At 31.5% G+C, this 25,672-nt stretch carries 22 protein-coding genes; 17 read left to right on the top strand and 5 right to left on the bottom strand.

What is annotated here, in order from left to right; all coding sequences use genetic code 11:
* Positions 1 to 234: 234 nt before the first annotated feature.
* Complete coding sequence (locus DG435_RS00680; RefSeq protein ID WP_108840539.1) at positions 235 to 1,293, bottom strand: AraC family transcriptional regulator; 1,059 nt, start codon at positions 1,291 to 1,293, stop codon at positions 235 to 237.
* 256 nt (positions 1,294 to 1,549) lie between these two features.
* Here DG435_RS00680 and DG435_RS00675 point away from each other — a divergent pair, with 256 nt between their 5' ends.
* The 4 genes from DG435_RS00675 to DG435_RS00660 all read left to right on the top strand — a co-directional run bounded on the left by DG435_RS00675 (position 1,550) and on the right by DG435_RS00660 (position 7,138).
* The gene (locus DG435_RS00675; RefSeq protein WP_106794847.1) at positions 1,550 to 2,323 is read left to right on the top strand and encodes a TIGR02757 family protein; all 774 of its coding nucleotides are present in this window, start codon (positions 1,550 to 1,552) and stop codon (positions 2,321 to 2,323) included.
* 142 nt (positions 2,324 to 2,465) lie between these two features.
* Positions 2,466 to 3,935: a phosphatase gene (locus DG435_RS00670; RefSeq protein ID WP_106794848.1), complete on the top strand. Its 1,470-nt coding sequence runs from the start codon at positions 2,466 to 2,468 to the stop codon at positions 3,933 to 3,935.
* Between the two features lie 4 nt (positions 3,936 to 3,939).
* Positions 3,940 to 5,742: a cytochrome-c peroxidase gene (locus DG435_RS00665; RefSeq protein WP_106794849.1), complete on the top strand. Its 1,803-nt coding sequence runs from the start codon at positions 3,940 to 3,942 to the stop codon at positions 5,740 to 5,742.
* Positions 5,743 to 5,929: 187 nt separating this feature from the next.
* Complete coding sequence (locus tag DG435_RS00660; RefSeq protein ID WP_106794850.1) at positions 5,930 to 7,138, top strand: ATP-binding protein; 1,209 nt, start codon at positions 5,930 to 5,932, stop codon at positions 7,136 to 7,138.
* Here DG435_RS00660 and DG435_RS00655 read toward each other — a convergent pair.
* The gene (locus DG435_RS00655) at positions 7,135 to 8,703 is read right to left on the bottom strand and encodes an NAD(P)/FAD-dependent oxidoreductase (protein ID WP_106794851.1); all 1,569 of its coding nucleotides are present in this window, start codon (positions 8,701 to 8,703) and stop codon (positions 7,135 to 7,137) included. The two genes, DG435_RS00660 and DG435_RS00655, sit on opposite strands and share 4 nt — an antisense overlap.
* 172 nt (positions 8,704 to 8,875) lie before the next feature.
* On the opposite strand from DG435_RS00655, the gene DG435_RS00650 reads away from it, so the two are divergent.
* Positions 8,876 to 9,418, top strand: a complete 543-nt coding sequence (locus tag DG435_RS00650) for a porin family protein (protein WP_106794852.1) — start codon at positions 8,876 to 8,878, stop codon at positions 9,416 to 9,418.
* A gap of 82 nt (positions 9,419 to 9,500) precedes the next feature.
* On the opposite strand, the gene DG435_RS00645 is transcribed toward DG435_RS00650, so the two are convergent.
* Positions 9,501 to 10,733, bottom strand: a complete 1,233-nt coding sequence (locus tag DG435_RS00645; RefSeq protein WP_106794853.1) for a DEAD/DEAH box helicase — start codon at positions 10,731 to 10,733, stop codon at positions 9,501 to 9,503.
* 254 nt (positions 10,734 to 10,987) lie between these two features.
* Here DG435_RS00645 and DG435_RS00640 point away from each other — a divergent pair, with 254 nt between their 5' ends.
* The 5 genes from DG435_RS00640 (at position 10,988) to DG435_RS00620 (ending at position 16,059) form a co-directional block, all read left to right on the top strand.
* Positions 10,988 to 12,916: a BatA and WFA domain-containing protein gene (locus DG435_RS00640; protein WP_106794854.1), complete on the top strand. Its 1,929-nt coding sequence runs from the start codon at positions 10,988 to 10,990 to the stop codon at positions 12,914 to 12,916.
* Positions 12,913 to 14,166 (top strand): dihydroorotase family protein, encoded by a 1,254-nt coding sequence (locus DG435_RS00635; RefSeq protein WP_106794855.1) that lies wholly within the window; start codon positions 12,913 to 12,915, stop codon positions 14,164 to 14,166. Before DG435_RS00640 ends, DG435_RS00635 begins: the two co-directional genes overlap by 4 nt.
* Before the next feature lie 68 nt (positions 14,167 to 14,234).
* On the top strand, positions 14,235 to 14,564 hold the full coding sequence (locus DG435_RS00630; RefSeq protein WP_024769477.1) for a membrane protein: 330 nt from the start codon (positions 14,235 to 14,237) through the stop codon (positions 14,562 to 14,564).
* Between the two features lie 21 nt (positions 14,565 to 14,585).
* Positions 14,586 to 15,395 (top strand): hypothetical protein, encoded by an 810-nt coding sequence (locus tag DG435_RS00625; RefSeq protein ID WP_106794856.1) that lies wholly within the window; start codon positions 14,586 to 14,588, stop codon positions 15,393 to 15,395.
* 4 nt (positions 15,396 to 15,399) lie between these two features.
* Positions 15,400 to 16,059, top strand: coding sequence for an alpha/beta hydrolase (locus DG435_RS00620; protein WP_106794857.1), 660 nt, complete (start codon positions 15,400 to 15,402; stop codon positions 16,057 to 16,059).
* Between the two features lie 2 nt (positions 16,060 to 16,061).
* On the opposite strand, the gene DG435_RS00615 is transcribed toward DG435_RS00620, so the two are convergent.
* Entirely contained in the window at positions 16,062 to 17,324 is a 1,263-nt protein-coding gene (locus DG435_RS00615) for a cell wall metabolism sensor histidine kinase WalK (RefSeq protein ID WP_106794858.1), read from the bottom strand.
* Complete coding sequence (locus DG435_RS00610) at positions 17,321 to 17,998, bottom strand: response regulator transcription factor (protein ID WP_106794859.1); 678 nt, start codon at positions 17,996 to 17,998, stop codon at positions 17,321 to 17,323. Before DG435_RS00610 ends, DG435_RS00615 begins: the two co-directional genes overlap by 4 nt.
* Before the next feature lie 319 nt (positions 17,999 to 18,317).
* Here DG435_RS00610 and DG435_RS00605 point away from each other — a divergent pair, with 319 nt between their 5' ends.
* The 7 genes from DG435_RS00605 to DG435_RS00575 all read left to right on the top strand — a co-directional run bounded on the left by DG435_RS00605 (position 18,318) and on the right by DG435_RS00575 (position 25,623).
* Positions 18,318 to 18,674 (top strand): hypothetical protein, encoded by a 357-nt coding sequence (locus tag DG435_RS00605; RefSeq protein WP_106794860.1) that lies wholly within the window; start codon positions 18,318 to 18,320, stop codon positions 18,672 to 18,674.
* Positions 18,675 to 18,700: 26 nt separating this feature from the next.
* Positions 18,701 to 19,567 (top strand): hypothetical protein, encoded by an 867-nt coding sequence (locus tag DG435_RS00600; protein WP_159025775.1) that lies wholly within the window; start codon positions 18,701 to 18,703, stop codon positions 19,565 to 19,567.
* Between the two features lie 249 nt (positions 19,568 to 19,816).
* On the top strand, positions 19,817 to 20,458 hold the full coding sequence (locus DG435_RS00595) for an outer membrane beta-barrel protein (protein WP_106794862.1): 642 nt from the start codon (positions 19,817 to 19,819) through the stop codon (positions 20,456 to 20,458).
* A gap of 363 nt (positions 20,459 to 20,821) precedes the next feature.
* The gene (locus tag DG435_RS25365) at positions 20,822 to 21,055 is read left to right on the top strand and encodes a hypothetical protein (protein ID WP_159098241.1); all 234 of its coding nucleotides are present in this window, start codon (positions 20,822 to 20,824) and stop codon (positions 21,053 to 21,055) included.
* Between the two features lie 936 nt (positions 21,056 to 21,991).
* The gene (locus tag DG435_RS00585) at positions 21,992 to 22,966 is read left to right on the top strand and encodes an isocyanide synthase family protein (protein ID WP_106794864.1); all 975 of its coding nucleotides are present in this window, start codon (positions 21,992 to 21,994) and stop codon (positions 22,964 to 22,966) included.
* Between the two features lie 35 nt (positions 22,967 to 23,001).
* Complete coding sequence (locus tag DG435_RS00580) at positions 23,002 to 23,817, top strand: TauD/TfdA family dioxygenase (protein WP_106794865.1); 816 nt, start codon at positions 23,002 to 23,004, stop codon at positions 23,815 to 23,817.
* A gap of 21 nt (positions 23,818 to 23,838) precedes the next feature.
* Positions 23,839 to 25,623: an NAD(P)/FAD-dependent oxidoreductase gene (locus DG435_RS00575; protein WP_106794866.1), complete on the top strand. Its 1,785-nt coding sequence runs from the start codon at positions 23,839 to 23,841 to the stop codon at positions 25,621 to 25,623.
* The last annotated feature ends 49 nt before the right edge of the window (positions 25,624 to 25,672 follow it).

Below are 25,672 nucleotides of genomic sequence, written 5' to 3'. Positions count from 1 at the left end.
TTTGTTGAAATCAATAATATAGTCTATGAGTTATCTTAATAAATTTCTTTAGTTTTTATCAAGAACAAGATTGAAGTACTGTTGAATAGTGTTTCCATAATAAGTCGATTGTTTGTGTAAAATTAGTTGGTGCTAAATTCAACAAAAAGAACACTCAAGTCAACAAGTAGGTGTCCCCTAACATGATTTAGGATGTCTTAAATCATAATAAGAAACATTATAAAGGTAAGATAATCAATCATCTGAATTTTTTGCATATGACGAAGGAGAGACTCCAACAATATCTTTGAAATTTTTGTAAAAAGATGCTCTTGAGTTAAAACCAACTTCATTAGCTATTGCAGAAATGCTAAATTTTTTGTGCCTATCCATAGACAAAAGTTGTTTAAACTCCTCTATTCTATAATAATTGATATAATTATTAAAATTCTTATGCTCAATCTTATTAATCGCTTTAGAAATTAGCCTTTCTGGTAACCTAACCTCCTTAGCAAATGTTTTTAAGGTAATTGAAGGATTTAAATACGCTTTGGTTTCTATCATATATTCTTCAATAATCCTTACAATATTTTCTAATTCTGCTTTAGTTTCTTTTTCTTCTGTCTTGGGTGAAATGATATTTATAATATTAATCTGTACCAGACTGGCAATAGTAATATAATAAAGGGACAATAAAAGAATAGCATTTATAATATATGTATAATACTTTTCACTAATAAACAGATTCAATGAATTCCCTGCAAGATTAAATAAGATACAGATAACACAAAAAACAGTTAGCCAATTCAATGACTTGTATTTAGTTATTTCATAAAAATATGGTAGTTGTTTCTTATGTCTACTATTAACTTTAATAATCATAACAGACATCGTTATGATATAGATTGAAGCAACAATGTTCATTATTCTACCAAAATACATTTCTTTTAAAGTGGTATGTATTTCTGGGTTTTGTAGTACTAAAAGAAAAAATACTAATAAAAATAAAAATTCAAAAATTGCTGGAACATAATAATAGATTTTACGTTTTATATAAATTCCCGCCGTTTCTACTGCGTAGAAAAACAAAAAACTCATACTTAACAAATTAAATCGAAATGGGTGATAATAAACAGCGGGATGTTCAACATACTTAAAAACAAAATACATTGCCATCTCCACACATAAAGTAACAAAAAACAACCCCAGATATCTATTAATATATACTTTTTTAGATCGGTAAAAAAGAAGAACAACAGTAATAACTAACGTTTGTAAGCCACTTATTAAAAATAAATAATCTATAATTTTCATCTCAAGAATCTTTAAATAACAAAAAACCACTGACTGTTATTAATATAGATCAATAGAAATGCCTATATGCATAGTAACATAATAAAAACTATCTTTTTGATAGTACTAAAATAGATAAACTTTTTAACACATCAACTTATTGTACACAAAACTCAAATCTGTATTTTATTTAACCTTTTTATTAAATTTTAAAGAGTATTCATTAAAATTATCATCTTTGCTAATGAAAAAACAATAAAAATCATAATATCTCCTTGTGAAAAAATTCAACAATATCGAGCTCAAAGATTTCCTGGATGAAAAGGCATTTTACTACGAACAACCAAAATTTATTGAAACAGATCCAGTACAAATTCCCCATCTATATACTCAGAAAGAAGATATTGAAATTTCGGGATTCCTTACTGCTACCATTTCCTGGGGAAACCGCAAAAGCATCTTAACCAATTCTCACAAATTAATGTCTCTTTTGGGTAATAGCCCGTATGATTTTATAATGAATCATACCGAAATGAATCTTCAAGATTTTAATGGTTTTGTTCATAGAACCTTTAATAGTACAGATCTCTCCTATTTCATTACTGCGTTACGGTATATATATACCAAATATGTTGATATGGAAGCTTTTTTTAAATTACATAAAGGAGATGACAACTTCCAGACTGCGATTCATAATTTTAAAAAGGAATTTTTTTCATTACCACACCCACTTAGAACAGAAAAACATGTGAGTGATCCTCATAAAAATTCTGCTGCTAAGCGAATCAATATGTTTTTACGGTGGATGGTAAGAGACGCTTCTGCCGGGGTTGATTTAGGTATTTGGCGCGACCTCTCTCCTGCTCAATTATCATGCCCGTTAGATGTACACTCGGGAAATGTCGCCCGCAAGTTGGGATTGCTTACACGCAAACAAAATGATGGAAAAGCATTGTTGGAGCTTGATACAAAATTAAGGGCCTTAGACCCTACAGACCCGGTTAAGTACGATTACGCATTATTTGGACTTGGAGTTTTCGAGAAATTTTAAGTTTAGAATCATTCTAAAAAGTAATCTTAATTTTACATTCTAAACATTTAGATGATATTTCTTTAATAAACATAAAACATCTTCATAAAGTTATTGAGGTATGCCTTAGGCTAAATTTGTGGAAACAAAAATCCACACAATCATGAAAAATCATCTTATTATTGCCTCTCTAGGTGCTGCATTACTATTGGCTTCTTGCAACCTAGACGATTACACAGGAGGTCCTATTAAACCACCAACAGGAAAAATCGAACTGAAAAATCATTCTATCTCTCCTGTTTTATTAGAAAAGACTTCTGAATTTTCTGATATAGAAATATACAATCTACTTTCATCTGAAGACACCTATATTCCTGATTTCACCTACGGTTCTATGGCTGATGGTGCAGGATTACTTCGTAATAAAAACGGAACATTTACTTTAATTAATAATATAGAAGCTGATTATTCTATTGCCAGAATCACATTAGATGAGACTTTTAAACCTATTAAAGGAGAACATATTCTTAATGCTTTGGCTACAGCAAATACAGCACAATGTTCTGGCTCACTAATTACTCCATCTGTACATGGTTTTGGTCCTTTATATCTTTCTGGTGGTGAATGGGGAGGAACTTCGAAAGGTGTTTTTGCTACTGATCCATACAAGAATGCATCAGAAGCTTCTGCCCCTAGAATGTTAACCGCACTAGGGCAATGGTCTACCGAGAATGCAGTTGCATTAAATAGACGTGCATATCCTGGCAAGACTGTAGTTTTTATTGGGGATGACAATAGTAATAACGAAGTTCCATCTGGGCAATTAGGAATGTATGTGGGCAGACAGGGAGATCTTGAAGGAGGTAAATTATACGGATTAAAAGTAACCTCTCCAGATGTAACCTATGAGGTAGATATGGAAGAAGGGGTTTCTTACGATATGGAGTTTGTAGAATTAACAGAAAAAGATATCGATCTATTGGATGCCGAAGCCAAAGAAAAAGGTGTTATGGGATTTTCTAGATTAGAAGATATAGATTGGAGAAGAGGACATAACAGAAAGAAAAATCAAGAAGTATATTTTGCAGTTACAGGAAGAGATAAACCTGGATTAGTAGGAAAGGGAACACGTTCTGGAAGAATTTACAAAGTAGAATTAAATAATAGAACTCCGTTTGGCCCTGGTAAAATAACATGTGTATTAGATGGTGACAAAGTAGGTGGTACTGCAGAAGCTTTTCATAGTCCTGATAATATTTTGGTAACCGAAAATTATGCTTACATACAAGAGGATCCAAATGGAATTCAGGATTTTAAACCTGCAGCAAATCACTATTCAAGATTATATCAATACAATTTAAACTCTGGAGAATTAAAAGTAGTATTAGAATGTGATCAGCCTAAAGCAGCAGCAGCTGGATATGGAAGTCTAGATAGAATCTGGGAAATAACAGGTATGATTGACATATCAGACGTTATTGGTGTAGATGAGACTTTTCTTATGATTACCCAAAATCATGGCTGGGAAAGAACAGACGGAACACCTTTTACCGATCCTACAGCAAATCCTGATATAGCAAATAGTCGTAAAGAAGGTAGTATGCTTTATGTAATTAAAGGTTTAGAACGATAAACATATGATTTTATTTAAATACAATAAAGGGGCTTATTTTGTGATAAGCCTCTTTATCATATTCGGTATTTTTTCTTCTTGTTCAGAAGAGAAAGAAGTCAAAAAAGAAAAGACGCCATTCAATATCCAAATGAAAGAACAATTCATATCCGATATCACTATGGCTATTAATCATTTGGATAGTGCTAAAACTGATACTAGCAACCTCAAAAGATATTTTCTTCAATCCAGGAAGTATTTTAAAAAAATTGAACCCATTTTGGCTTCCCTGGACATTGAAAACTACGGCTTCTTAAATCAACCTAATATTTTGAAAGTCGAAGAAGAGGATTTTACTGATATAAAAACTAAAAATCCAAGTGGATATCAGGTTCTTGAAGAAGAAATCTTTACAGAAAACATGAATTCTGTACGTGTAAACAAACACTTGAATCTAGTTTCAAATAGATTAAAATTAATCAGAAAGAACACTAGTTTTAATCACTTAAAGACATATCATTTTTTGTGGTTGTTTAGAAAATCAATAGTTCAAATAGCACTTACAGGAATAACAGGTTTTGATTCTCCAGTCCTAGAAAACTCTTTAGAAGAGTCTAAAATAGTATACCAAAGTTTAAAGACTTACTTATCCATCTTTAAAAATGAATTTAACAACGTAGCACTTTATAAAAAATGGAATTATGAAATTGAAGCTTCAATTCAAGATTTAAATGCCAATTTTAATACATTTAATCGATATGACTTCATTAAAAATCATACGCATAAACAATTAGAGTTATGGAACCTGGTTGTTGATGACTGGCATGTGAGTTTTCCTTTTGAGTTAGCAATAAAAAATAAAGCTACTTCTCTTTTTTCTAAGGATACTTATAATCACACCTATTTTGCCGATAGAAATTCTGGAAAAATGACTCCACAAAAAGTAACATTGGGCAAAAAACTATTTTACGATACTAATTTGTCTTCGGATAAAAAGATGAGCTGCGCAACTTGTCATCACGCAGATAAAGCATTTACAGATGGATTAAAAATTGGGGCAAAAGTTACACGCAACACTCCCACTCTACTTTATGCTGGCTTACAAAAGGCATTTTTCTATGATAAAAGAGCAGGTAGTTTAGAGGGGCAAATTATTGGAGTAATAGAAAATGAAAATGAATTTCATACAGATTTAGAAACACTGAAACAGGTTGTAACGCAAGATAGTACGTATGCAAAAAGTTTTGCAGAAGTTTTCAAAAACCAAAAAGTTGGTAATGCAGAAATCAGGAATGCTATTGCCAGTTATATACGAAGTTTAGCACCATTTGATTCTAAATTTGATCGCAATATAAACACTATAGAAAATACGCTTACGCAAAATGAAATTAATGGTTTTAATCTTTTTAATGGTAAAGCCAAATGCGCCACATGTCATTTTGCTCCTGTTTTTAATGGTACTGTACCTCCTAATTATAGAGAATCAGAAATTGAATTGATTGGAGTTCCAGAGCAAAATGATACTATCAATGCTACTATTAGTTCTGATTTGGGAAGATATTATGTATATAAAACTCCTGAAAGGAAGCATTTTTTTAAAACCCCTACAGTTAGGAATGCAGGAAAAACAGCCCCTTACATGCATAACGGAGTGTATACAACCCTAGAAGATGTTATGGATTTTTATAATCGTGGCGGCGGCATTGGTATTGGTATTCATAATGAATATCAAACGCTACCTCCTGATCCATTAGATCTCACTAATCAGGAAATAAAGGATATTATTTCTTTTATACGTACACTAGAAGATAACATTGAAGCATATTAAAAGAGAGCTAGATTTACTATTCTTACCTTTTGTAATATAGAATATAGGCGGTAGTACATCTTTTTCAACAAGTTACGGTTATCGCGTAAAATTATTATGTAATGCTAATTAATTCGTAATATCTGGGTTATTTTTGTTAATTTTATTAAGAATTGATTCTTTATATAAATCAATTCTTTGTAAGAGGATGATACCAAACGCAATACCCATAAACGAAAACTTTAGGTTAGAAGCTTTAAAATCATTAGACATTCTGGATACCGAATCACAGAAGGAGTTTGATGAGATTACGGCTCTTGCTGCATTTATCTGTGAAACAGATATGGCACTAATTTCGTTGGTAGATAATGACAGACAATGGTTTAAATCTAAACACGGATTAGAGACTTGCGAGACTCCTCGTAATAATTCTCTTTGCTCTCATGTTGTTTTACAACCTCAAGCTCCATTATTAATTAAAGACACTAGAGAAGATAAACGCTTTAATGACAGTCCAATTATTCTTGAAGGAAAGCCTATTATTTTTTATGCTGGAATTCCGTTAGTAGATAAGGATGGTTTTGCTTTGGGGTCATTATGTGTGATGGATAGTGTTCCTAGAGAACTTTCTAATAAGCAATTAGAATCTCTTAATGCTTTGGCAAAACAAGTGATTATTCTTTTTGAGCTGAACAAAAAGAATAATGATCTTCAAATAATTCAAAATAAATTAGAAAAACATAACGAATCCCTAAGGGAGTTTGCAAGAGTGATTTCTCATGATCTTAAGATGCCTTTAGCCAATGTTATTACATCGACAGATTTACTGAAGCTTAAATTGGGAGATAAACTCGATAATGAAAGTTTAGAATATTTTGATTATATCAAAACTTCTTCTTTCTCTATGAGTAGCTATATTAGTGATGTACTAGATCATTATGAGAGCGAAAGTTTAATGCAGAATAAACCCGAAGAATTTTATTTAAATCATCTATTGAATAAAATTGTTGATTTACTTACTATGAAACCGGATTTTACTATTTATTTTCCCGAAGAAGATCCTATTATACAGTGTAATAAGCTTGCATTAAAACAAATTTTCTTTAATCTTATCGGAAACAGTATTAAATATAATGACAAAGAGCAAATCATTATATCTATAGAAACTAACGAGGATGAAAATTTCTACTATTTCAGAATAACAGATAATGGAATGGGAATTCCAAATGATAAATTGGATACTATTTTTGAACTTTTCACAACAGCTAATATTGCAGATAGAAGTGGTAATAAAGGTAATGGTATTGGGCTTTCTACAGTAGAAAAATTAGTTAAAAATCTAGGAGGCTATATCAAAGTATCTTCTAAAGAAAAGATTCAGACCATTTTTGAGTTCTCTATAAAGAAATCTAATTAAACTGTTTTAGATATTATTGTTGCTACGCAAGCCTGAGCACATTTTTCACCATCAATAGCTGCAGAAATTATACCTCCGGCATATCCCGCACCTTCACCACAAGGATACAATCCTTTAATATGTGTATGTTCTAATGTTTTCCAATCTCTTGGAATGCGAACAGGCGATGATGTTCTGGACTCGGGAGCATGTACTACAGCTTCATTAGTAAGATAGCCTTTCATGCTTTTACCAAATGCCTTAAAACCATCTTGTAGCGTTTGATGAATAAATTCTGGGAATACTCCCCCCATATCAGCAGATGTTAAACCAGGCTTATAAGAGGTCTCAGGAAGGTTTGTTGATATTTTTCCTTCAACCATATCTATTAACCTTTGTGCAGGAACTCTCTGAGTCTCCCCACCTACCTGCCAAGCGTGCTGCTCTATACTTTTCTGAAAATATACTCCTGATAAAGGGCCATACTTAGAAAATTCTTTAAAATCTTCTAATCGTAATTCTATAACAATACCGCTATTGGCAGTAGGTTGATCTCTTTTAGAAGGAGACCACCCGTTTGTAACCACTTCTCCAGGGCTGGTAGCACATGGAGCAATCACTCCTCCCGGGCACATACAAAAAGAGTACATACCTCTACCTTTTATCTGTTTTACAATACTATACGGCGAAGGAGGCAAATAAGGCCCACGAACCTCACATGAATACTGGATCTGATCTATAAGTTTTTGCGGGTGTTCTACTCGTACTCCCAAAGCAAAAGGTTTTGCTTCGATCTCTATTTTCTTATCATACAACAGTTCAAATATATCTCTTGCAGAATGTCCTGTAGCTAGAATAACCTTATTAGTGTCAATAGTACTCCCATCAAGCAGAGTTACACCATTAATTTCAGAGTTTTTAATTTTAAAATCAATTACACGGGTATCAAAATGTACTTCTCCTCCTCTTTCAACAATTTTCTCTCGTATTGCAGTTATAATACCGGGTAATTTATTTGTCCCAATATGTGGGTGTGCCTCGACCAAAATCTGATCGGTAGCTCCAAATCCAACCAGGAGCTCTAAAATACGATGTACATCTCCTCTTTTCTTAGATCGGGTGTATAATTTACCGTCACTGTATGTACCCGCACCACCTTCTCCAAAACAATAATTTGAATCTTCATTAACAATATGATCTCTAGTAATAGCTTTAAGATCTCTGCGACGTGCCTGTACATCTTTTCCTCGTTCTAAAACAATAGGTTTACAACCTAATTCAATACAACGGAGTGCTGCAAACAAACCAGCTGGCCCAGCTCCAATGATAATAACCTCTGGTGCATTAGAAACATTTGGATATTCGGGTACTATAATTGGTTTATCTATAAAGTCTTCCTGCACATATACTTTTAGCTTCAAATTGACCTTAATTGCTCGTTGTCGCGCATCAATAGAGCGTTTTAAAACTTGAACATGTCTAATTTCATCCAAAGGGATACCATTTTTATGTGCTACCTTACTTTTTAATTGATCGGGATGTGCAGCAATTTCTGGTGAAACTTGTATTGTGAATTCGTATTGCAATCTTAGCTTAGGTTTTGAATTTAGGGCGAAGATACAACATTCTTTGTTTCAAAATAATACTTAAAAAACATCAAAATGGTACTAGTAAACAAGTCGAAGCTTTCTAGATTTAACCTTTTCTTAAGATATTAGTTCCTATCTTTGACCTCAAACAAACCTTAAATTTACAATTATGAAAAAGCTTTTTTTATTAGCAATTGCGGTAATCGGTTTTTCAATTTCTTCGAATGCACAGGACATCAAACTTGGTTTTAAAGGTGGGGTAAACTTTGCTACATTAAATGGAGACGGTTATAACAATTTAGATGGACGAACAGGATATCATATTGGTGCTGTCGTACAAATAGGGTTATCAGATATGTTTGCTGTACAGCCAGAACTTATATATTCTGCACAAGGAGCAAAATTTAAAGCCTTTGGTATAGATCAAGATATTGATGTTGATTATTTAAATCTTCCTGTTTTAGTAAAATTTAAATTCGCTAAATTTTTTAGTGCAGAAGCAGGACCTCAATTTGGTTTTATAGTTAATGACAATTTTAATGGTGGTACCGATCCAGAAAGTTTTGACTTAAGTGCTGCTGTAGGTGCTGGAGTAGAATTTGGTTCTTTTTTCGGTCAATTACGATATAATATTGGTTTTACTGATATTGTGGATAACACTGAAGCTAAAAATTCTGTATTTCAAGTTTCTGTTGGATACTATATCTTTTAATACAAAAAAAGATTTATATATAAAAAGCGGAAGTCTTACTTCCGCTTTTTTGTTACCTTCTATTTTATGTAAAGCCAAATTTTTATCTTCTGGACCTCCTTTTATAGTTTCTATTATTACCTTTTGGCTTAGGTTTTTTATGAGGTTTGTTTCTTGATGTTGATGCCGGTTTTTCAAAACTCGCTGTTGGTTCAAAACCTGCTACAATTTCACTTTGTAGTTTTTCTCCTAATAATTTTTCTATTCCTTTTACATAGCTTATTTCTTCCTGACTAACTAAAGAGATTGCTTCTCCACTAGCTCCTGCTCTACCGGTACGGCCAATACGATGTACATAATCTTCAGAAATATTGGGTAATTCAAAATTTACAACATGTGGTAATAATGGAATATCTAGTCCACGAGCCGCTATATCTGTTGCTACCAACACCCGAATCGTTCCTTTTTTAAAACCTCCGAGAGCTTTTGTTCTAGCTCCCTGGCTTTTATTTCCATGAATTGCTGCAGCAGTAATCCCTGCAGCTACCATTTTTTTTGTTAGTCGATTAGCTCCATGCTTTGTTCTGGTAAAAACTAATACTTGTTTCCATCCTCCTTCTGATATAAATTTAATAATTAGTTCAGATTTTCTTTTTTGATCAACTCTATATAACTTTTGTTCAATTTTCTCTGCTGTAGTATTCTCTGGTGCAGCTTCAACCCAGACTGGATGATGTAAAATTCCATTAGCTAATTGTTTAATTTCCTTAGAAAATGTGGCAGAAAACAATAAGTTTTGTCTCTTAGCAGGTAATAAATTCAGAATCTTATTAATATCTCTTTGAAACCCCATATCGAGCATACGATCTGCTTCATCTAAAACCAAAATTTCAACATTCGCCAAAGAGAGTGCTCTTTGATTATGTAAATCCAATAACCGTCCAGGAGTTGCAACCAATACATCAACACCATTTCTTAATGCTCGTATTTGTGGGTTTGCATTCACTCCTCCAAATACTACCATTGATCGCAAATCCAGAAATTCGCTATATGCCCTTACATTATCCAATACCTGAGCCGCTAATTCTCTTGTAGGTGTTAGTACCAAAGCACGTACAGGTCTTTTTCTTAATTTTTGTCCTTGAGATAAAATCTGTAATAGCGGTAATGTAAATCCTGCTGTTTTTCCTGTACCTGTTTGCGCAGATGCTAAAACATCTTTTCTTTCTAAAATCGGCGGAATAGCTTTTTCTTGAATCGGCGAAGGAACTGTATATCCTTTTTTGTCGATGGCTCGTAAAAGTGCATCGGATAATCCTAATGTGTTAAATGACATATAAATCGTTTAAGAAATAACAATTTATGGGAAATGCCATTTCTGAATATTTTTGCAAAGATAGCCCTATTTTTTATGATTTTCTTTAGTAAAACAATCTAGAATGATGTTTTTGTTTAATCGGCTACCCAATACTACTACTTTAAAATAATCTATTTTACCTGATACATCATAGCATATAAAAAATACGTTTTCAAAATCCTTATTCCCAAATCTTATAGTATATTTACACAATCCAAGAATTAACAAGAGGAATGCAGTTTAAACACCCAGAATTTCTTTACGCTCTTTTTGCACTTATAATTCCTATTCTAGTTCATTTATTTCAGTTACGGCGTTTTAAAAAGGTTAATTTTACAAATGTTCAGTTTTTAAAAGCAGTTACCATACAAACTCGTAAGAGTTCTCAAATCAAAAAATGGTTAACACTAATTGCCCGTTTATTAGCAATGGCTGCTATTATTTTTGCTTTTGCTCAACCGTTTCTGGCATTAGAAGAAATTGTTGGCAAAAAAAGTAAAACAGCATTATATCTTGATAATTCATTTAGTATGCAGGCCAAAGGATCTAAAGGGCCTCTCCTAAAACGTGCTGTACAAGAAATCCTTAGCGACCTACCAGAGGAAGAGACCATATCTCTTTTTACCAATACAGAGACTTTTATTGATGTTTCTAAACAAGATATTCAAAACGACTTGTTACAGATCGAGTACTCATCAAATCAACTTTCCTACCCTGCAGCTTACCTTAAAGCAAAACAATTACTCGGGACATCTCCAGAAACTATTAAGCGTGTAATAATGGTTTCGGATTTTCAACAAAAAGAAAACGCTTTTGCTTTACAAAAAGATACAGATACAAAAACACACCTTGTTCAATTACAGCCTGTCACCAGACAAAACATTGCTATCGACAGTTTATATTTAGAACACAATACAAATAATGATCTCACACTTAATGTAGTATTAAGCAATACGGATGCTAATGCAGAAAACATATCTATTGCGCTATATAATGATGACAAATTAATTGCTAAAACAGCAGTTTCAATTCCCGAAAATGGTACAGCTGAAACTGAGTTTCGTTTAGATGAAAACATAAAAATCAATGGTCGCGTTATTATAGAAGATCCTGCAATAACATTTGATAACTCAAGGTTTTTTACTATAAATACTCCAGAAAAGATAAAAGTTGTTGCAATTAATGAAGCTGATGATAGTTTTATAAAAAATATTTTTACTTCAGATGAATTTGTAGTACTAAGCAGCTCTGTCGAAAGACTTAATTATAATGATATTAGTAATGCAAACCTGGTGATAATTAATGAGGTTAAGCAAATTCCGGTATCACTTATTAACGCACTAAAACCATTTGTTGATCAAGGAGGTACTATTTGTCTTATTCCTGCTATACACGGGGATTTGGTTTCTTATCAACAATTTATAAGCGGATATTCGACACAAGGATTATTAGCAGAAAAAACACAGGAAAAGAAAATTACTTCGATTAACTTCTCACACCCATTGTATCGGGGGGTATTTGATAAAAAAATTACAAATTTTCAATACCCAAAGGTGAATAGCTATTATCAAGCAAATGCATCTAATATTGTATTATCTTTTGAAGATAATAGTCCTTTCTTATATAAGACAAATAATATATACGTATTTACATCGGCTATAAATCAGGAAAACTCTAATTTTAAGAATTCGCCGCTAATTGTTCCTACACTATATAACATTGGTAAACGTAGCCTGCAACTTACCGATATATCATATACTATTGGTCAGATCAATTCTTATGATGTTCCTATATCTCTCGGACAAGATGGGATATTATCTCTGGTCTCTGATCAGGAAAGTATTATACCCTTGCAGCAAAGTTTTTCTACAAAAGTGAGTATCACTACAGATGAGGTTCCTACGAGGGCAGGAATTTATAGAGTACAAGATAAAAATAACAGTGTTCAACAACATGTAAGTTATAATTATAATAGTGCAGAGAGTGATTTACAATACTATAACCTAAATACTACCGAAGATTATCAAGTAAGTCAATCAATAACAGAGCTTTTTGACCAAATAAAAGAAGAGACTAGTGTTAATGAACTTTGGAAATGGTTTGTTATTTTTGCATTGATATTCCTGCTAATTGAAATACTACTATTAAAATATCTAAAATGAATTTCTTATTAAAGGCTGCTACTGTAATTGATCCAAAGTCTCCCTTTCATCGTCAAACAGTTGATATCTTGATCGAAAACGGGATAATTACAGATATTAATACAACAATCAAGGCCTCGGATCATGTTGAAGAAGTTACATTAGACAACTTACACATCTCGCAAGGATGGTTTGATAGTAGTGTAAGTTTTGGTGAACCAGGATACGAAGAACGTGAAACTATCGATCACGGTTTACAAGTAGCTGCAAAAAGTGGTTTCACAGCTATAGCATTACATCCAAACACATTTCCTATAACCGACAATAGTACTTCTGTAGGTTTTCTGAAAGGAAAATCCCAAAATAGTGCAGTATCCCTATATCCTATCGGAGCTTTGACAATACAATCTAAGGGAATAGATATGGCAGAGTTATATGATATGCAACAGGCAGGTGCTATCGCCTTTGGTGATTATAAAAAAGCCATTCAAAACCCTAATTTATTAAAGATTGCTCTTCTCTATGCGCAAAATTTTGGCGGATTGGTTCTATCTTTTCCTCAAGAAAATAATATTGCCGGAAAAGGAATGGTTAATGAAGAAGAACAAAGTACTTTATTAGGGTTGAAAGGAATTCCTGCTTTAGCAGAAGAGTTACAGATTGCACGGGATTTATTTCTACTAGAATATACCGGGGGCACCTTACACATCCCTACAATTTCGACAGCAAAATCAGTAGAATTAATTCGAGACGCTAAGGCAAAAGGATTACAAGTAAGCTGTAGTACAACCGTTCATCATTTAACTCTAACCGATAAAGAATTGGTTACATTCGACACTAATTATAAGGTACTCCCTCCATTAAGAACACAAAAAGATGTAAATGCCTTAGTAAAAGGTATAAAGGATGGTACAATTGATATGATTACCAGTGATCATCAACCAATAGATGTAGAACATAAAAAGGTAGAATTTGATCATGCAAAATATGGTACAACAGGGCTGGAAAGTGCTTTTGGAACTCTTAATAACATATTGGATATTGAACAAACAATAGCACTACTTACCAGAGGTAAATCTATTTTCAAAATAGAAAGTGAGAGCATTGAAAAAGGCAATAAAGCAGATTTATCACTATTTAGCCCTATGGATGAAACCACTTTTACAGAAGAACATGTTATATCTTCTTCAAAAAATAGTGCTTTTATAGGAAAATCTATAAAAGGAACTCCTTATGGCATTATTGCTAAGGGAAAAATGATATTGAAATAAGTCTATTACACAACTAATTCTTTATTAAGATCTAGTGTAGTAAAACTAAATAATCTAATACAACAATCATGCAATCTGACTACGCAAAACAAGGAAAAACAGCGGCTATTGTTTCATATATAACCGTTATTGGTACAATTATAGCTTTTTTCATGAATCAGGAAAGTAAAAACCAGTTTGCAAGTTTTCATATCAGGCAAGCATTAGGTTCGTGGATCAGTTTCTATCTTTTAATAGCTTTAGCTAATGTTTTTGACTCACTAATGATTCATCTCGCTTTTTATATCTTCTGTATCGTGCTGATTGTTTTTGGGCTTATCTTGGCAATACGAGAAGAACAAAAAACAGTTCCCATTTTGGGACCTTACTTTCAGGAATGGTTTAGTTTTATTAAATAGAAGGCTATAACCAACCTTTTTATGTTCAAAAAAATAGCGAAACTAGTTTTCAAATTCTTATTATTTCTTTTTTTAACTGCTCTAACTCAAATTGGTGGGGTTATATATATTCTTACAGAAGTGCTCGTTAAAAGAAATGTACGAAAATATCGATTTAAAAAATTAGGTATATTTCTTATCACTTATATATTTATAACATTTTTTATTGTTCCATATATCGCTCCATTATTTGGTAGAGAAAAAATAAAAGATACTACACAAATAAAAGCCCACAGTTTTATCACAAAATTTTTGAATAGGAATTATGTACACCCAAGGCTCTATACTGTATTAGAAAAAACCTCAAGTTTGGTTCAGCACTCTAATCCAGGAGTTATATTAATATATCTAGATGCAAATTTTCCATTTATAAATGGATTTCCATTACTTCCACATTTAAGTCATAATGATGGAAAAAAAATCGACATCTCATTTATTTACCAAGATCATAATTATCAGATTACCAATAAAAAACCTTCAATTAGTGGCTATGGGGTATTTGAATCCCCTACTAAACAAGAATATAATCAAACCTTAGTTTGTAAACAAAAAGGAAACTGGCAGTACGATTTTACAAAGTATATAACTTTTGGAACTATAAACAAAGGGCTAAAACTTTCAAAAAAAGCTACAAAAGATTTACTTTTGGCAATCGTAAAACAAAAACAGATAGAGAAAGTCTTTATAGAACCACATCTTAAGAATAGATTAAAGGTACAAAGTGCCAAAATACGATTTCATGGATGCCAGGCTGTACGGCATGATGATCATATACATATACAATTAAAATAAAACTATGCAAGCCAAAACATTATCACTACACCATATCATCAAAGAACCAACAATAAAAAAAGAAAAGACTCCTGTTCTATTCATGTTTCATGGGTATGGTAGTGATGAAAATGATCTTTTTTCTTTTGCTACAGAATTACAAGAGGAATTATTCATTATCTCGGTACGGGCACCTTATTCTATGCAACCATACGGTAATGCATGGTACGCAATCTACTTTGATGACAGCCAAGGAAAATTTAGTGATGATAAACAGGCTATCGAATCCAGAGATAAAATTGCTGGTTTTATTGATGAAGCTGTAAATGCTTATGATTTGGATAAAGATAATGTTACTCTTCTTGGATTTAGCCAGGGAACTATCCTTAGTTACGCAGTTGCACTCTCCTACCCTCAAAAGGTAAAAAATGTAATTGCACTAAGTGGATACATTAATGAAGATATCTTAGCCGATAGTTACAAGACAAATGACTTTTCTAAGCTTAATCTATATTGTTCTCATGGTAATGTAGACCAAGTAATTCCTGTGGATTGGGCACGTAAAGCTCCTATCTTACTTTCAGAACTTGGTATAACAAGTCCATTAAATGAATTTCCGGTAGGTCATGGTGTAGCGCCACAGAATTTTTATCAATTTAAAGAATGGTTGAGTACTCGTATTTAGCATTAGAATTTAAGTGTAATTTTATGCCAAATATCAGTATTTTTATAACTTATAGAGAAGTCGTAGTAATCAACAATTCTATATACTAATGACAAACCAAGACCACTAGAATCAGGTCTGTTTCCAGATTTCTTAAAACGTCCAAACAATTCTTCTTCTGGTATCTCTAATGGCTTTCCTGTGTTTTTAATCTCAAAATACTCATTGGTAAGTGTCATTACGAGTTTTCCAGATTCTATATTATGTTTTATGGCATTACTAATCAAATTATTAAACAATACATAGGCCATTGTTTCATTAATCTCTATCACTGGGTTTCCTTTAAAATCATAGGTTACTTCAATACTTTTAATATCAAGTAATTCTTTTACCTTACCTATTTTCTTTTTAAGGTATTCTGCTACTATTAGTTTTGTTGTATCGATAAATTGATTGTTATCAATTTTTGATAATAACGAAAGGTTATCTTTAAGTTTTGATAGTCTTCCTGTAGATTCATATACTTGTCCTAAAATGGATATTTGCTGTTCAGAAAGATTTTTATCTTGCATTAAAAGTTCCATTTTGTTTTTAATAATAGCTAATGGAGTTTGTATTTCGTGAGAAGTATTCTCGGTATATTCTTTCAAATTCTTATAATCCTTTGTCACTTGATTTGTCATCAGTTCAAGTGTAGAATTTAATTCTCTAAACTCCAATATATTAGTTTCACTAAAAGACAGTGGTTTTGGTTTCTTAACATTAAAATCTTTTATCTGGCTTAGAGTATTATAAAAAGGTACCCAAATTCGTTGTGAAACAATATTACTCAATACAAGCATTGTTATAAAAAATAAAGCAGTAATCAGAGTAATAACCTGCGTAACACCTCGTATTAAATCTTCTGAAGAAAGTAATGATTTGGTTATCGAAAAGACATAAAAAGTATCTTTCACTTTATCAGAAAAGGTGATCTGCCTATAGTTCATCTCCTCATTTTGGTATTCATTAAACAATACCGTGTCTTTTATAAATGTTTGGATTTTTGGGTCTCTATCTACTTTTTGAATAACAATATTATCACCTATATTTAGACTATAACTACTCAATAACTCATCATGTCTATAAAGCTCATCTACTAATTCTTCTTTTGCTGCAAATAATTTATCGTTAAACTCACTATTTACAGTATGTCTAATAACAAAGTAAGAAGATAAACCTCCTATAAGGGATACGATAAATAATCCTGTAAAATAATAACGATTGGATAAGCTTAGTAGTTTCATTGATCAGAAAATTTATACCCTACACTGTATACCGTTTGGATGTAATCTTGACCACCTTGTTCGAGAATTTTTTTTCTCAGGTTTTTTAAATGAGAATATATAAAATCATACGAATCTGCGATCCCCATTTCATCTCCCCAGAGGTGTTCTGCAATAGATCCTTTGGGAATTACACGATTTGGATTCGAGATAAAATATAACATCAGGTCATATTCCTTTTTAGTAAGTTTGAGAGTTTTGTTATTTACTTTAACACTCATTTCATAAGGGCACACTTCAATTTCATTAAAGGTAATCGTATTTTGTGCATCAAAATTTCGTCTGCGTATAATTGCCTTTATACGTGCATTTAGCTCTGCAAGATCAAATGGCTTAGTAAGATAATCATCTGCTCCAATATCAAGGCCATAAATCCTATCATCAATAGCATTACGGGCAGATACGATAATAATTCCTGATTTTGATCTCATTTCTTTAACCTGTTTGATAACATCAAGGCCACTACCATCGGGAAGATTAATATCAACAACCAGGCAATCATATTCATAATCCCAGCTTTTTTCTTTTGCCGCCGCTAAGTTATCTGTCCATTCACATTGGTATCCTTCTCTCTCGAGGTATTGTACCATTGATTCGGCAAGCATATGTTCATCTTCTATAATTAGAATTTTCACTTCTTTCGGGTTAAATTTAATACTCCAATTACCTTTAATTAAAGAAACAAATAATTATCAGAAAGCAAAAGTTTTTATAAACAATATTCATTTTCAAAAAGTAAGTCAATTTATGGTTTAAAAAAAACTTTATTACTCACTTGTTTTTCAGTCAATTACTTCGAAAAATAGAATAAAAACAACGTCTACAGATTTCCTACAGATTCTCCACAAATTCTCTACAGATTCTAATTCTACTTTCGCACCCAATAAAACAAATCGGTTAGAAAACAATCATTTAACCGTAGTTATAAAATGGTTAAACCATAATTTAAATGCTATGAAAAAAATACTTAGCCTAATCTTATTTCTTTTTTTGCAAATAAGCTTTTCGCAAACCCAAGAGGATTATCAAAAAGTAATCACCGAAGTAACGGATGCATACAACGCAAAAGATTCTAAAAAGATTTTTGATACGTTCTCCCCCCAATTACAATCGACATTTACAATTGAAAAAGTAAAACAATTCATTTCTGAAAACCAATCAAAAAAAGGGCCAATGGGAGCTTCTTCTTTTTTATTAGATGAAGACAAAGCAAAAAGGTATCTAACAGAGTTCGAAAATACTTCTTTGATTCTAATTCTAGGATTATCTCCTGATAAGAAAATTACAAAATTAATTCTTGAAGAATACTAATATTTAAATACTTAAAAACAATAAAAATGAGACATAATTATTTAACTACTAAATCAACGTATATACTGTTTATACTAGGAATAATGACATTGGGTTTGTCTACAATTAATGCCCAATCTAAGCCAAAATACGGTGTGATGACTTATAATAAAGCTATTAACATATCGGAGAAACAAGGCATGTTAATTCAAAAAATGGCCAAAGATTATTTATATATGGTAGAGAACTCTGATGATGATAAAGCTTCAAGAGATCTCATGACAAGTAAAATCATTTTTGAAAAACAGAATGAAATTTTATCTAAAAATTCTAGCAATAAGGTAACAAAGAGTAAAATTAAAAAAGTTAGTAATCTATGGGCCACATTTAAAAAACATATAGAAAGCACTCCAAATTTTGATGATGCCAAAAAAATATTAAACTTGAATACAGATTTGCTTAAAGAAACAGAAAATGTTGTTCGCTCGATTGCAATAGAATCCAAAAATGCAAATAAAGCTACAAAAGGGCTAGCAAATGATGAATCTTATAACGAAAAAGATATTGAGCTTAAAAAAATCATAACCGTATCGGGAAGACAACGTATGCTTGCACAAAGACTTGCTTTATATTATTTGGCAAATCACCCTACACTAAAAGACAAAAATTCTGAACAAATGTTGAAAAACATATACAATGAAATAGACGGAATGAATACACCATTACTCCTTTCAGATTTTGATAATGCAGAAACAGACGAAAAAATTGCAAATGCATTAACGATATGGGAATTTATAAAACAAGGTAAACTAGGAAAACAAGGATATCAACATAAAGAAATTTATGATATTTCTAATAAACTTACCAGAGCGTATAATGAAATAACGACCTTATACGAGCATACAAAATTGTAATTGTTCCCTTCCTTTCCTTTGCGTAAACAACATGTCAACACCAAATTAATCTTGTGAAACATCAATATTATCAAGCAATCTAACGTGCCTTATCCCCAAGGCACTGCTTTGAAAAATTCTAAAGATTAACATCCCACTCTTAAACCAAATAAAAATAAAATGATACGGATCTTCTGGTATGAAATATCATTTCAGATCCTGATAACATAAAAGAAAATAATAACTCAACTATTTTAAAAATACTAATTCATGAAAAAAATACTATTACTAATAATCACAATAGCATCTTTCTCTTTTGCTAATGCTCAAGAACGTCATAATAATGCTACAAAAGAGCATCATTTTGCTAAAGATTACGATAAAAAAGGAGAGTTTGAGCAAGGAGATGTATTTGTTTCTGCTTTGTTTGGATTTGATTCCAAAACAATTAAAAACGAAGGAGAAGAGCATAAAGATATTATGTTAGATGTATTTACCAGAGTAGGTTATCTTATTTCCGAAACTGTAACTGGAGGTGTAAAATTTGGATACGAAAGTGAAAAAGAAGAAGAAGGAGAAGAAGAAATTAAATCTCATCATGGACTTATCGGAGTATTTGGTCGATATGATTTTACTCCAGGTCATAAATTCTCTCTTTTTGGTGAACTTGGAGTAGATTACCTTACAGCAGATATAGAAAGAAATGGGCTTAAAAATAGAGAAAAAGGGTATAAAATTGGACTCACTCCTGGATTAACATATTTCTTGAATGATCATTTTGCTATTGAAGCTTTATGGGGAGCTATATCTTATGAATCCATGAAAGCTGATAAAGGAGAAAAATCCACCGATGAAATTATAGTAGGGTTTGATTTTGAGCATATTAATTTTGGATTAGCATATAAATTCTAAAAACAATATCCGTTATAGCCTATTATAGTAATTACCCTAAAATCACCTATACATTACGGTTGTATTGTTACATAACTAAAAATATTATAAATAAAATAATAACATACAATGAAACTGGTTTTAAAAAAATACGTCTATGTGATCGTTGGATTTTTACTATCTACAATCGGCTATTTATATTGCATTATAAGAAATGTAAATCTAGCAGAACAAATAGATATGTACTTTAACTTTATAAAATCATCAAAAATCGATGAATTAATATTTCTTTGGCTTAAGTTCTTTGCTCTATTTATTATGCTCAATATTATAGTAATTCTAGAAAAGAAGCGAAACGTGGAAAAAAGAAAAATATATCACTCAATGTTATATGCTAGTAATCATATTATACGAAACTTCTTATATCAATCTCACATTCTAAAAATGGAGGCTGAAGAAAATATCACATTTAATAAGAATACTATAAACATGTTTGAGGAGGGCAAAGATGAAGCAATGCTCTTACTCAAAAAGTTATCTTCGATAACTAAGATTGATGATAAGAGTATTTATAACTCGATAAAAGAAGAAGCTGAAAACAAAAACAGTACTATGTAACTCTTCATACTTCATAAATAAGCTCCTCTCCTCCTAAATAAATTAGATGTTGATATAGCTCAATATACCCTTGAGCGAATCATAATATAGTATTTCAAGAATTTTATCCCTTTTAGGGAAGATTGTGTGAACGGCTCTAATTCTCTTTTAGAATTATAAAAATAGAGTCAAAATGCTTGATATATCTATAATGAGAGGGGTTTTCTTTTAAATCATTAGTTATATAAACGTAACAAAATCACTATTTATATAATATCCTCAAACTCTTATGCAAGTTATTTGAAATCACCTTTGTATAATATCAAACAATGAACGTATAAGTATAAAAGTGCAATAAAACACCTATAAATGTTACATTTTAAGTATAAGCAATTACTTAATTTCGACATCAAAATAAAATATAAACTTTAATCGTATTCCTTACAAACAATAAAGCATATGTAAAAAAAATACTTTCTCTTAAAACCAAACTCAACACATGTTACACTTACAAAAAGCAATTCATAACCATATAGATAAGCTTACAACTATACAATTATCTATTATTGAAGCTATAAAAAACTACTATAGCATTCATCTTATTAAAGGTAAAATCATCATAAAGATTACGGTTCGAAAAAAACCTTATCCTTATCCCTACCAATCAATGACTCATTGTCAGAAATAGATATTGACCAAATTCTTGTTAATTACAGAACCATAGACGTAAATAAGGTTTCTATCTAATATGGCTATCTCCTAGCTCTAAAAAAAACCTTGGAGGATTTGGGGCTAATATTGTAAACACAAAATATCAAATTTGTTGCTGGTGATAACCAAAGTACAATATATAGAATTTTAAATCTGCTACATTTTTAAACCTAATCCTATGCCTTTCTCTTAAACAAACAACTACAAATAATATTAAACATAACCCAACTTAAACTATTTAAAACCATGAATTTATCACAGAACGACAGTGTTGTTTCTATAAAAAAAGAGCAATCTTCTCTAGCCAAAAAAATTTTTAATGTTATAATGAATTATAGTCATTTAAAAGTTTTTGATATTGAAATCATTTTTGATGATCCAGATGTAGATGTTGCAGTTCGAAACCACTTGAAAAAAATAAATTCATTTATCCATAAAAATGAACCAATTCGACTAATCTTACCTGCTTTTCCTGCAAAATCTCCTAACCGAGAAAAAACCTTAGGAATCAAACCCGATTTGGGAGAATTTCTGGGATTAAAACGTCTTAATAAAATATGTACCCAGATTCAACAGATTTATACTCCAGGAGCAAAAGTTGTTATCTGTTCTGACGGAAGAGTCTTTAGTGATATTGTTCAAGTTAACGATGATGATGTTACGACCTATTCTGAAGCACTAAATGATATGATTAAACGAGAAAATATAAACTATTTAGAAACCTTCAATTTAGATAACGTCTTTCCAGAACTATCATATGATGAAATGAGATATGAATTAAGTAATAATTATGGTGAAAGTATAGAAGAAGTAAAATATAATGTAAAGAATCAAGAATCAGAGAAAAACTTATTTAATGGTTTACACAAGTTTGTATATGAAGACATGTCTGTATTAAATAGGGAATTGAGTAAGAATCAATTAAAAAAACAATCAAAAGAAATAGCGTATCAAGTAATTCAAAGAAGTCATTCCTGGAGCGATCTAGTAGCAAAATTTTTCCCAGAATGCATCAGAATTTCTATCCATCCACAAAAACTAAACACAGGAAAAATAGGTATTCAATTAGTAAAATGTAATCATAATTGGGGTACTCCTTGGCACAATGTTGTTTTGCTAGATGAAGAAGGTTATAAACTAGTAAAAAACAAAGAGGCAAAAGAAATGGGAGCAGAATTAATCTCTTCACAAAAAGGGTATTCATTTTATTCAATGGTATAACAATCTCATTCAATAAGTAAAAAAATTAAAACATTATGGAAACAAATAATCTAAATGCATTACCGCAAATAAAAACCAAACCAATACTTCCATTTGGCACAATTATACAAGCAAACGAAAATGGTCTACTTACTGACTTATCTATAAAAGATTTGACAGAAATAATACATCAAGAAAAAGTTGTGCTTCTAAAAGGCTTTAAACCTATGGAGTCTAATAATATGCTAAACTATGCAAAACAGTGGGGAGATCTTCTCGAATGGAATTTTGGGCATATTTTAAATTTAGAAATTAAAGAAAATGCCAATAATTATCTATTCACAAAAGGAAATGTTCCTTTTCATTGGGATGGAGCATTTGCAAACTCAGTACCATCATTTCTGTTTTTTCAATGTTTAAGAGCCAATATTAATACACCTGGTGGAGAAAGTACATTTTGTGATACTCAAAAAGTATTAGAAAAAGCTAGTCCACAAGAATTAAAATTATGGAAAAGTATTACTATTACCTATAGTACAGATAAAAATGCTCATTACGGTGGTAAAGTAGTACAAAAACTTGTGCACTATGATGAGCATCTTGGTAAAGATGTAATACGATTCGCAGAACCATTAAATGAAGAAAGTGTACAACTTAACCCTATACATATTGAAATCTTAGGGTTTTCTTCAAATGAACAAAATGATTTTTTAAAAAGCTTCATACCCAAATTATATGAATCGGATGTATGTTATCAACATAGATGGGAAACAGGGGATTATTTACTAATTGATAATTTATCACTATTACACGGAAGAAACCCTTTAAAAGATAATATAGATCGCTATTTACAACGAATACATATTTTATAAACCACAAATAATAGACTAATCATGACACATAAAGAATATGATATTATAATCATGGGAGGAGGCCCCTCTGGATCCATATTGGGTGCTTTACTAACCAAAAAAAGTAATCTAAAAGTAGCAATTTTCGAAGAAGATGAATTTCCCCGTGAAAAAATAGGAGAGTCATTTGCTCACCCTATAATTCCTATTTTGGAGGAGTGTGGAGTACTTCAAAAAGTTTTGGATAGTGGTTGCTGGATTAAAAAGTTTGGAGGAATTTTTGATTGGGATAACAAAACTCCTAAAACTACCTTCTTTGACATGTTAAACTATGTAGAAGATGGTGTTCATCGTTGGGCCATACATACAGATAGAGCAGAATTCGATAAAATCTTATTGGATCATGCACAATCATCTGGCGTTGATGTATTTGAAAAAAACAAAATAGAACAATATCGTTATGAGAACAATATCGGAACTGTTACATTAGAATCTGGTCAGGTCGTAAATTGTAAAATTTTTGTAGATGCGTCCGGCAGAAGAAATACGGTAATCCCAACGACTCGAAAGAGTTATCTTTCAGAGTATAAAAACTTAGCTGTTTGGAATCATTTTGTTGGAGGAAAACCGGCTCAAACTCTTGATGGGGATTGGAACATCTTTAATAAAAACAATCAATCTCCGGTTGCTTGTTTCGCTTTTGAACATGGTTGGATTTGGTATATTCCTATTCCTAAAATGATAAACAACGAAAGAACAATTGTATACTCATTAGGAATCATTACTGATCCAAAATTAATAAAAACGTTAAATAAGGATTTAAAAGATCCTGAACAATTTTTTGATTTTATAAAAACAGTTCCAAGATTAAAAGATCTTATTAAAGATGCAAAACCTGTAAATGACGAAGTTAAAGTGCTATCCAACTATTCTATGATTCAGGAAAAATTTTGTGACTTTGATGAAGGCTGGATAATGGTAGGAGATTCTGCTTATTTTGTTGACCCTCTTTTTTCTTCAGGTGTTGCTTTTGCCGGTGGTATGGCATCAACTGCATCTTTATTAATAAGGTCGACACTAGATGATAAAAATCTTACCGATGAAATGAAAAAAGATGTATGGCATGATTATGATGAAGAATGGCATAAGATTGCTCACTCTTTTGCTCTATCTATAGATCAATGGTATCATGCCATAGCTAAATCTAACCCGCAAAGTATTTTTTGGAATAAAAGGAATGTACTTACTTCTGATCTGGGTATTAAAGATGAAACTTTTCATGCATTGGTAGATACTGCTTTAAATCAAGATCTCTTAACATTACTAACTTCCGGTTCTTTCAAAGAAGAAGATTTGGATACTGATGGTAGGTTTTTAAAGAGATTATCAGAATTAAATCGATCTGAACCTTCTCCCTCTGATATAGTATCATTAGATGAAAATGTATATATTAGAGATGGCTTTTCTATTGATGTCCCTGGTTTTAAAGCAAGTATCCCTCCAATGGAGATTCCAGAAGAACTAAAAAAAGCCATCGCAACATATTGGAAAGATCCAATTAAAAATGCAGACGCAGCTCCTTCAGGAATTGAACATTTAATTCCTTGTTCAAGATTTACTAAAACAGGACTTGAGAAAAATAAAGAGGTTCGATTTGTAGATCAAAGAACAGGAGGTAAAGCACTATTTGATTTATTAAAACAACAGCCCGTTTTATATAGTGAATTAATAGACAAAATAAGTATGACACAATTAACTTTGCTTAAAAATTTAATATTAGAAGGTATGGTAAATGTGCAAAAAGAATCTCTAATAGAAATTAAATAATTTTTGATTCAAAATAAAAAAGAGTTCACAGAGATAAAAAATATTTATC

This window comes from Aquimarina sp. Aq78 (assembly GCF_900299525.1).
Classification (GTDB): Bacteria; Bacteroidota; Bacteroidia; order Flavobacteriales; family Flavobacteriaceae; genus Aquimarina.
This window is presented reverse-complemented; position numbering and strand designations above follow the sequence as displayed.

What these genes read in the sequence shown, in the direction of transcription:
- DG435_RS00680 (WP_108840539.1), bottom strand. Translation starts at nt 1,293, where the DNA reads ATGAAAATTATAGATTATTTATTTTTAATAAGTGGCTTACAAACGTTA.
- DG435_RS00670 (WP_106794848.1), top strand. Translation starts at nt 2,466, where the DNA reads ATGAAAAATCATCTTATTATTGCCTCTCTAGGTGCTGCATTACTATTG.
- DG435_RS00665 (WP_106794849.1), top strand. Translation starts at nt 3,940, where the DNA reads ATGATTTTATTTAAATACAATAAAGGGGCTTATTTTGTGATAAGCCTC.
- DG435_RS00660 (WP_106794850.1), top strand. Translation starts at nt 5,930, where the DNA reads ATGATACCAAACGCAATACCCATAAACGAAAACTTTAGGTTAGAAGCT.
- DG435_RS00650 (WP_106794852.1), top strand. Translation starts at nt 8,876, where the DNA reads ATGAAAAAGCTTTTTTTATTAGCAATTGCGGTAATCGGTTTTTCAATT.
- DG435_RS00645 (WP_106794853.1), bottom strand. Translation starts at nt 10,733, where the DNA reads ATGTCATTTAACACATTAGGATTATCCGATGCACTTTTACGAGCCATC.
- DG435_RS00640 (WP_106794854.1), top strand. Translation starts at nt 10,988, where the DNA reads ATGCAGTTTAAACACCCAGAATTTCTTTACGCTCTTTTTGCACTTATA.
- DG435_RS00635 (WP_106794855.1), top strand. Translation starts at nt 12,913, where the DNA reads ATGAATTTCTTATTAAAGGCTGCTACTGTAATTGATCCAAAGTCTCCC.
- DG435_RS00630 (WP_024769477.1), top strand. Translation starts at nt 14,235, where the DNA reads ATGCAATCTGACTACGCAAAACAAGGAAAAACAGCGGCTATTGTTTCA.
- DG435_RS00625 (WP_106794856.1), top strand. Translation starts at nt 14,586, where the DNA reads ATGTTCAAAAAAATAGCGAAACTAGTTTTCAAATTCTTATTATTTCTT.
- DG435_RS00620 (WP_106794857.1), top strand. Translation starts at nt 15,400, where the DNA reads ATGCAAGCCAAAACATTATCACTACACCATATCATCAAAGAACCAACA.
- DG435_RS00615 (WP_106794858.1), bottom strand. Translation starts at nt 17,324, where the DNA reads ATGAAACTACTAAGCTTATCCAATCGTTATTATTTTACAGGATTATTT.
- DG435_RS00605 (WP_106794860.1), top strand. Translation starts at nt 18,318, where the DNA reads ATGAAAAAAATACTTAGCCTAATCTTATTTCTTTTTTTGCAAATAAGC.
- DG435_RS00600 (WP_159025775.1), top strand. Translation starts at nt 18,701, where the DNA reads ATGAGACATAATTATTTAACTACTAAATCAACGTATATACTGTTTATA.
- DG435_RS00595 (WP_106794862.1), top strand. Translation starts at nt 19,817, where the DNA reads ATGAAAAAAATACTATTACTAATAATCACAATAGCATCTTTCTCTTTT.
- DG435_RS25365 (WP_159098241.1), top strand. Translation starts at nt 20,822, where the DNA reads ATGTTATATGCTAGTAATCATATTATACGAAACTTCTTATATCAATCT.
- DG435_RS00585 (WP_106794864.1), top strand. Translation starts at nt 21,992, where the DNA reads ATGAATTTATCACAGAACGACAGTGTTGTTTCTATAAAAAAAGAGCAA.
- DG435_RS00580 (WP_106794865.1), top strand. Translation starts at nt 23,002, where the DNA reads ATGGAAACAAATAATCTAAATGCATTACCGCAAATAAAAACCAAACCA.
- DG435_RS00575 (WP_106794866.1), top strand. Translation starts at nt 23,839, where the DNA reads ATGACACATAAAGAATATGATATTATAATCATGGGAGGAGGCCCCTCT.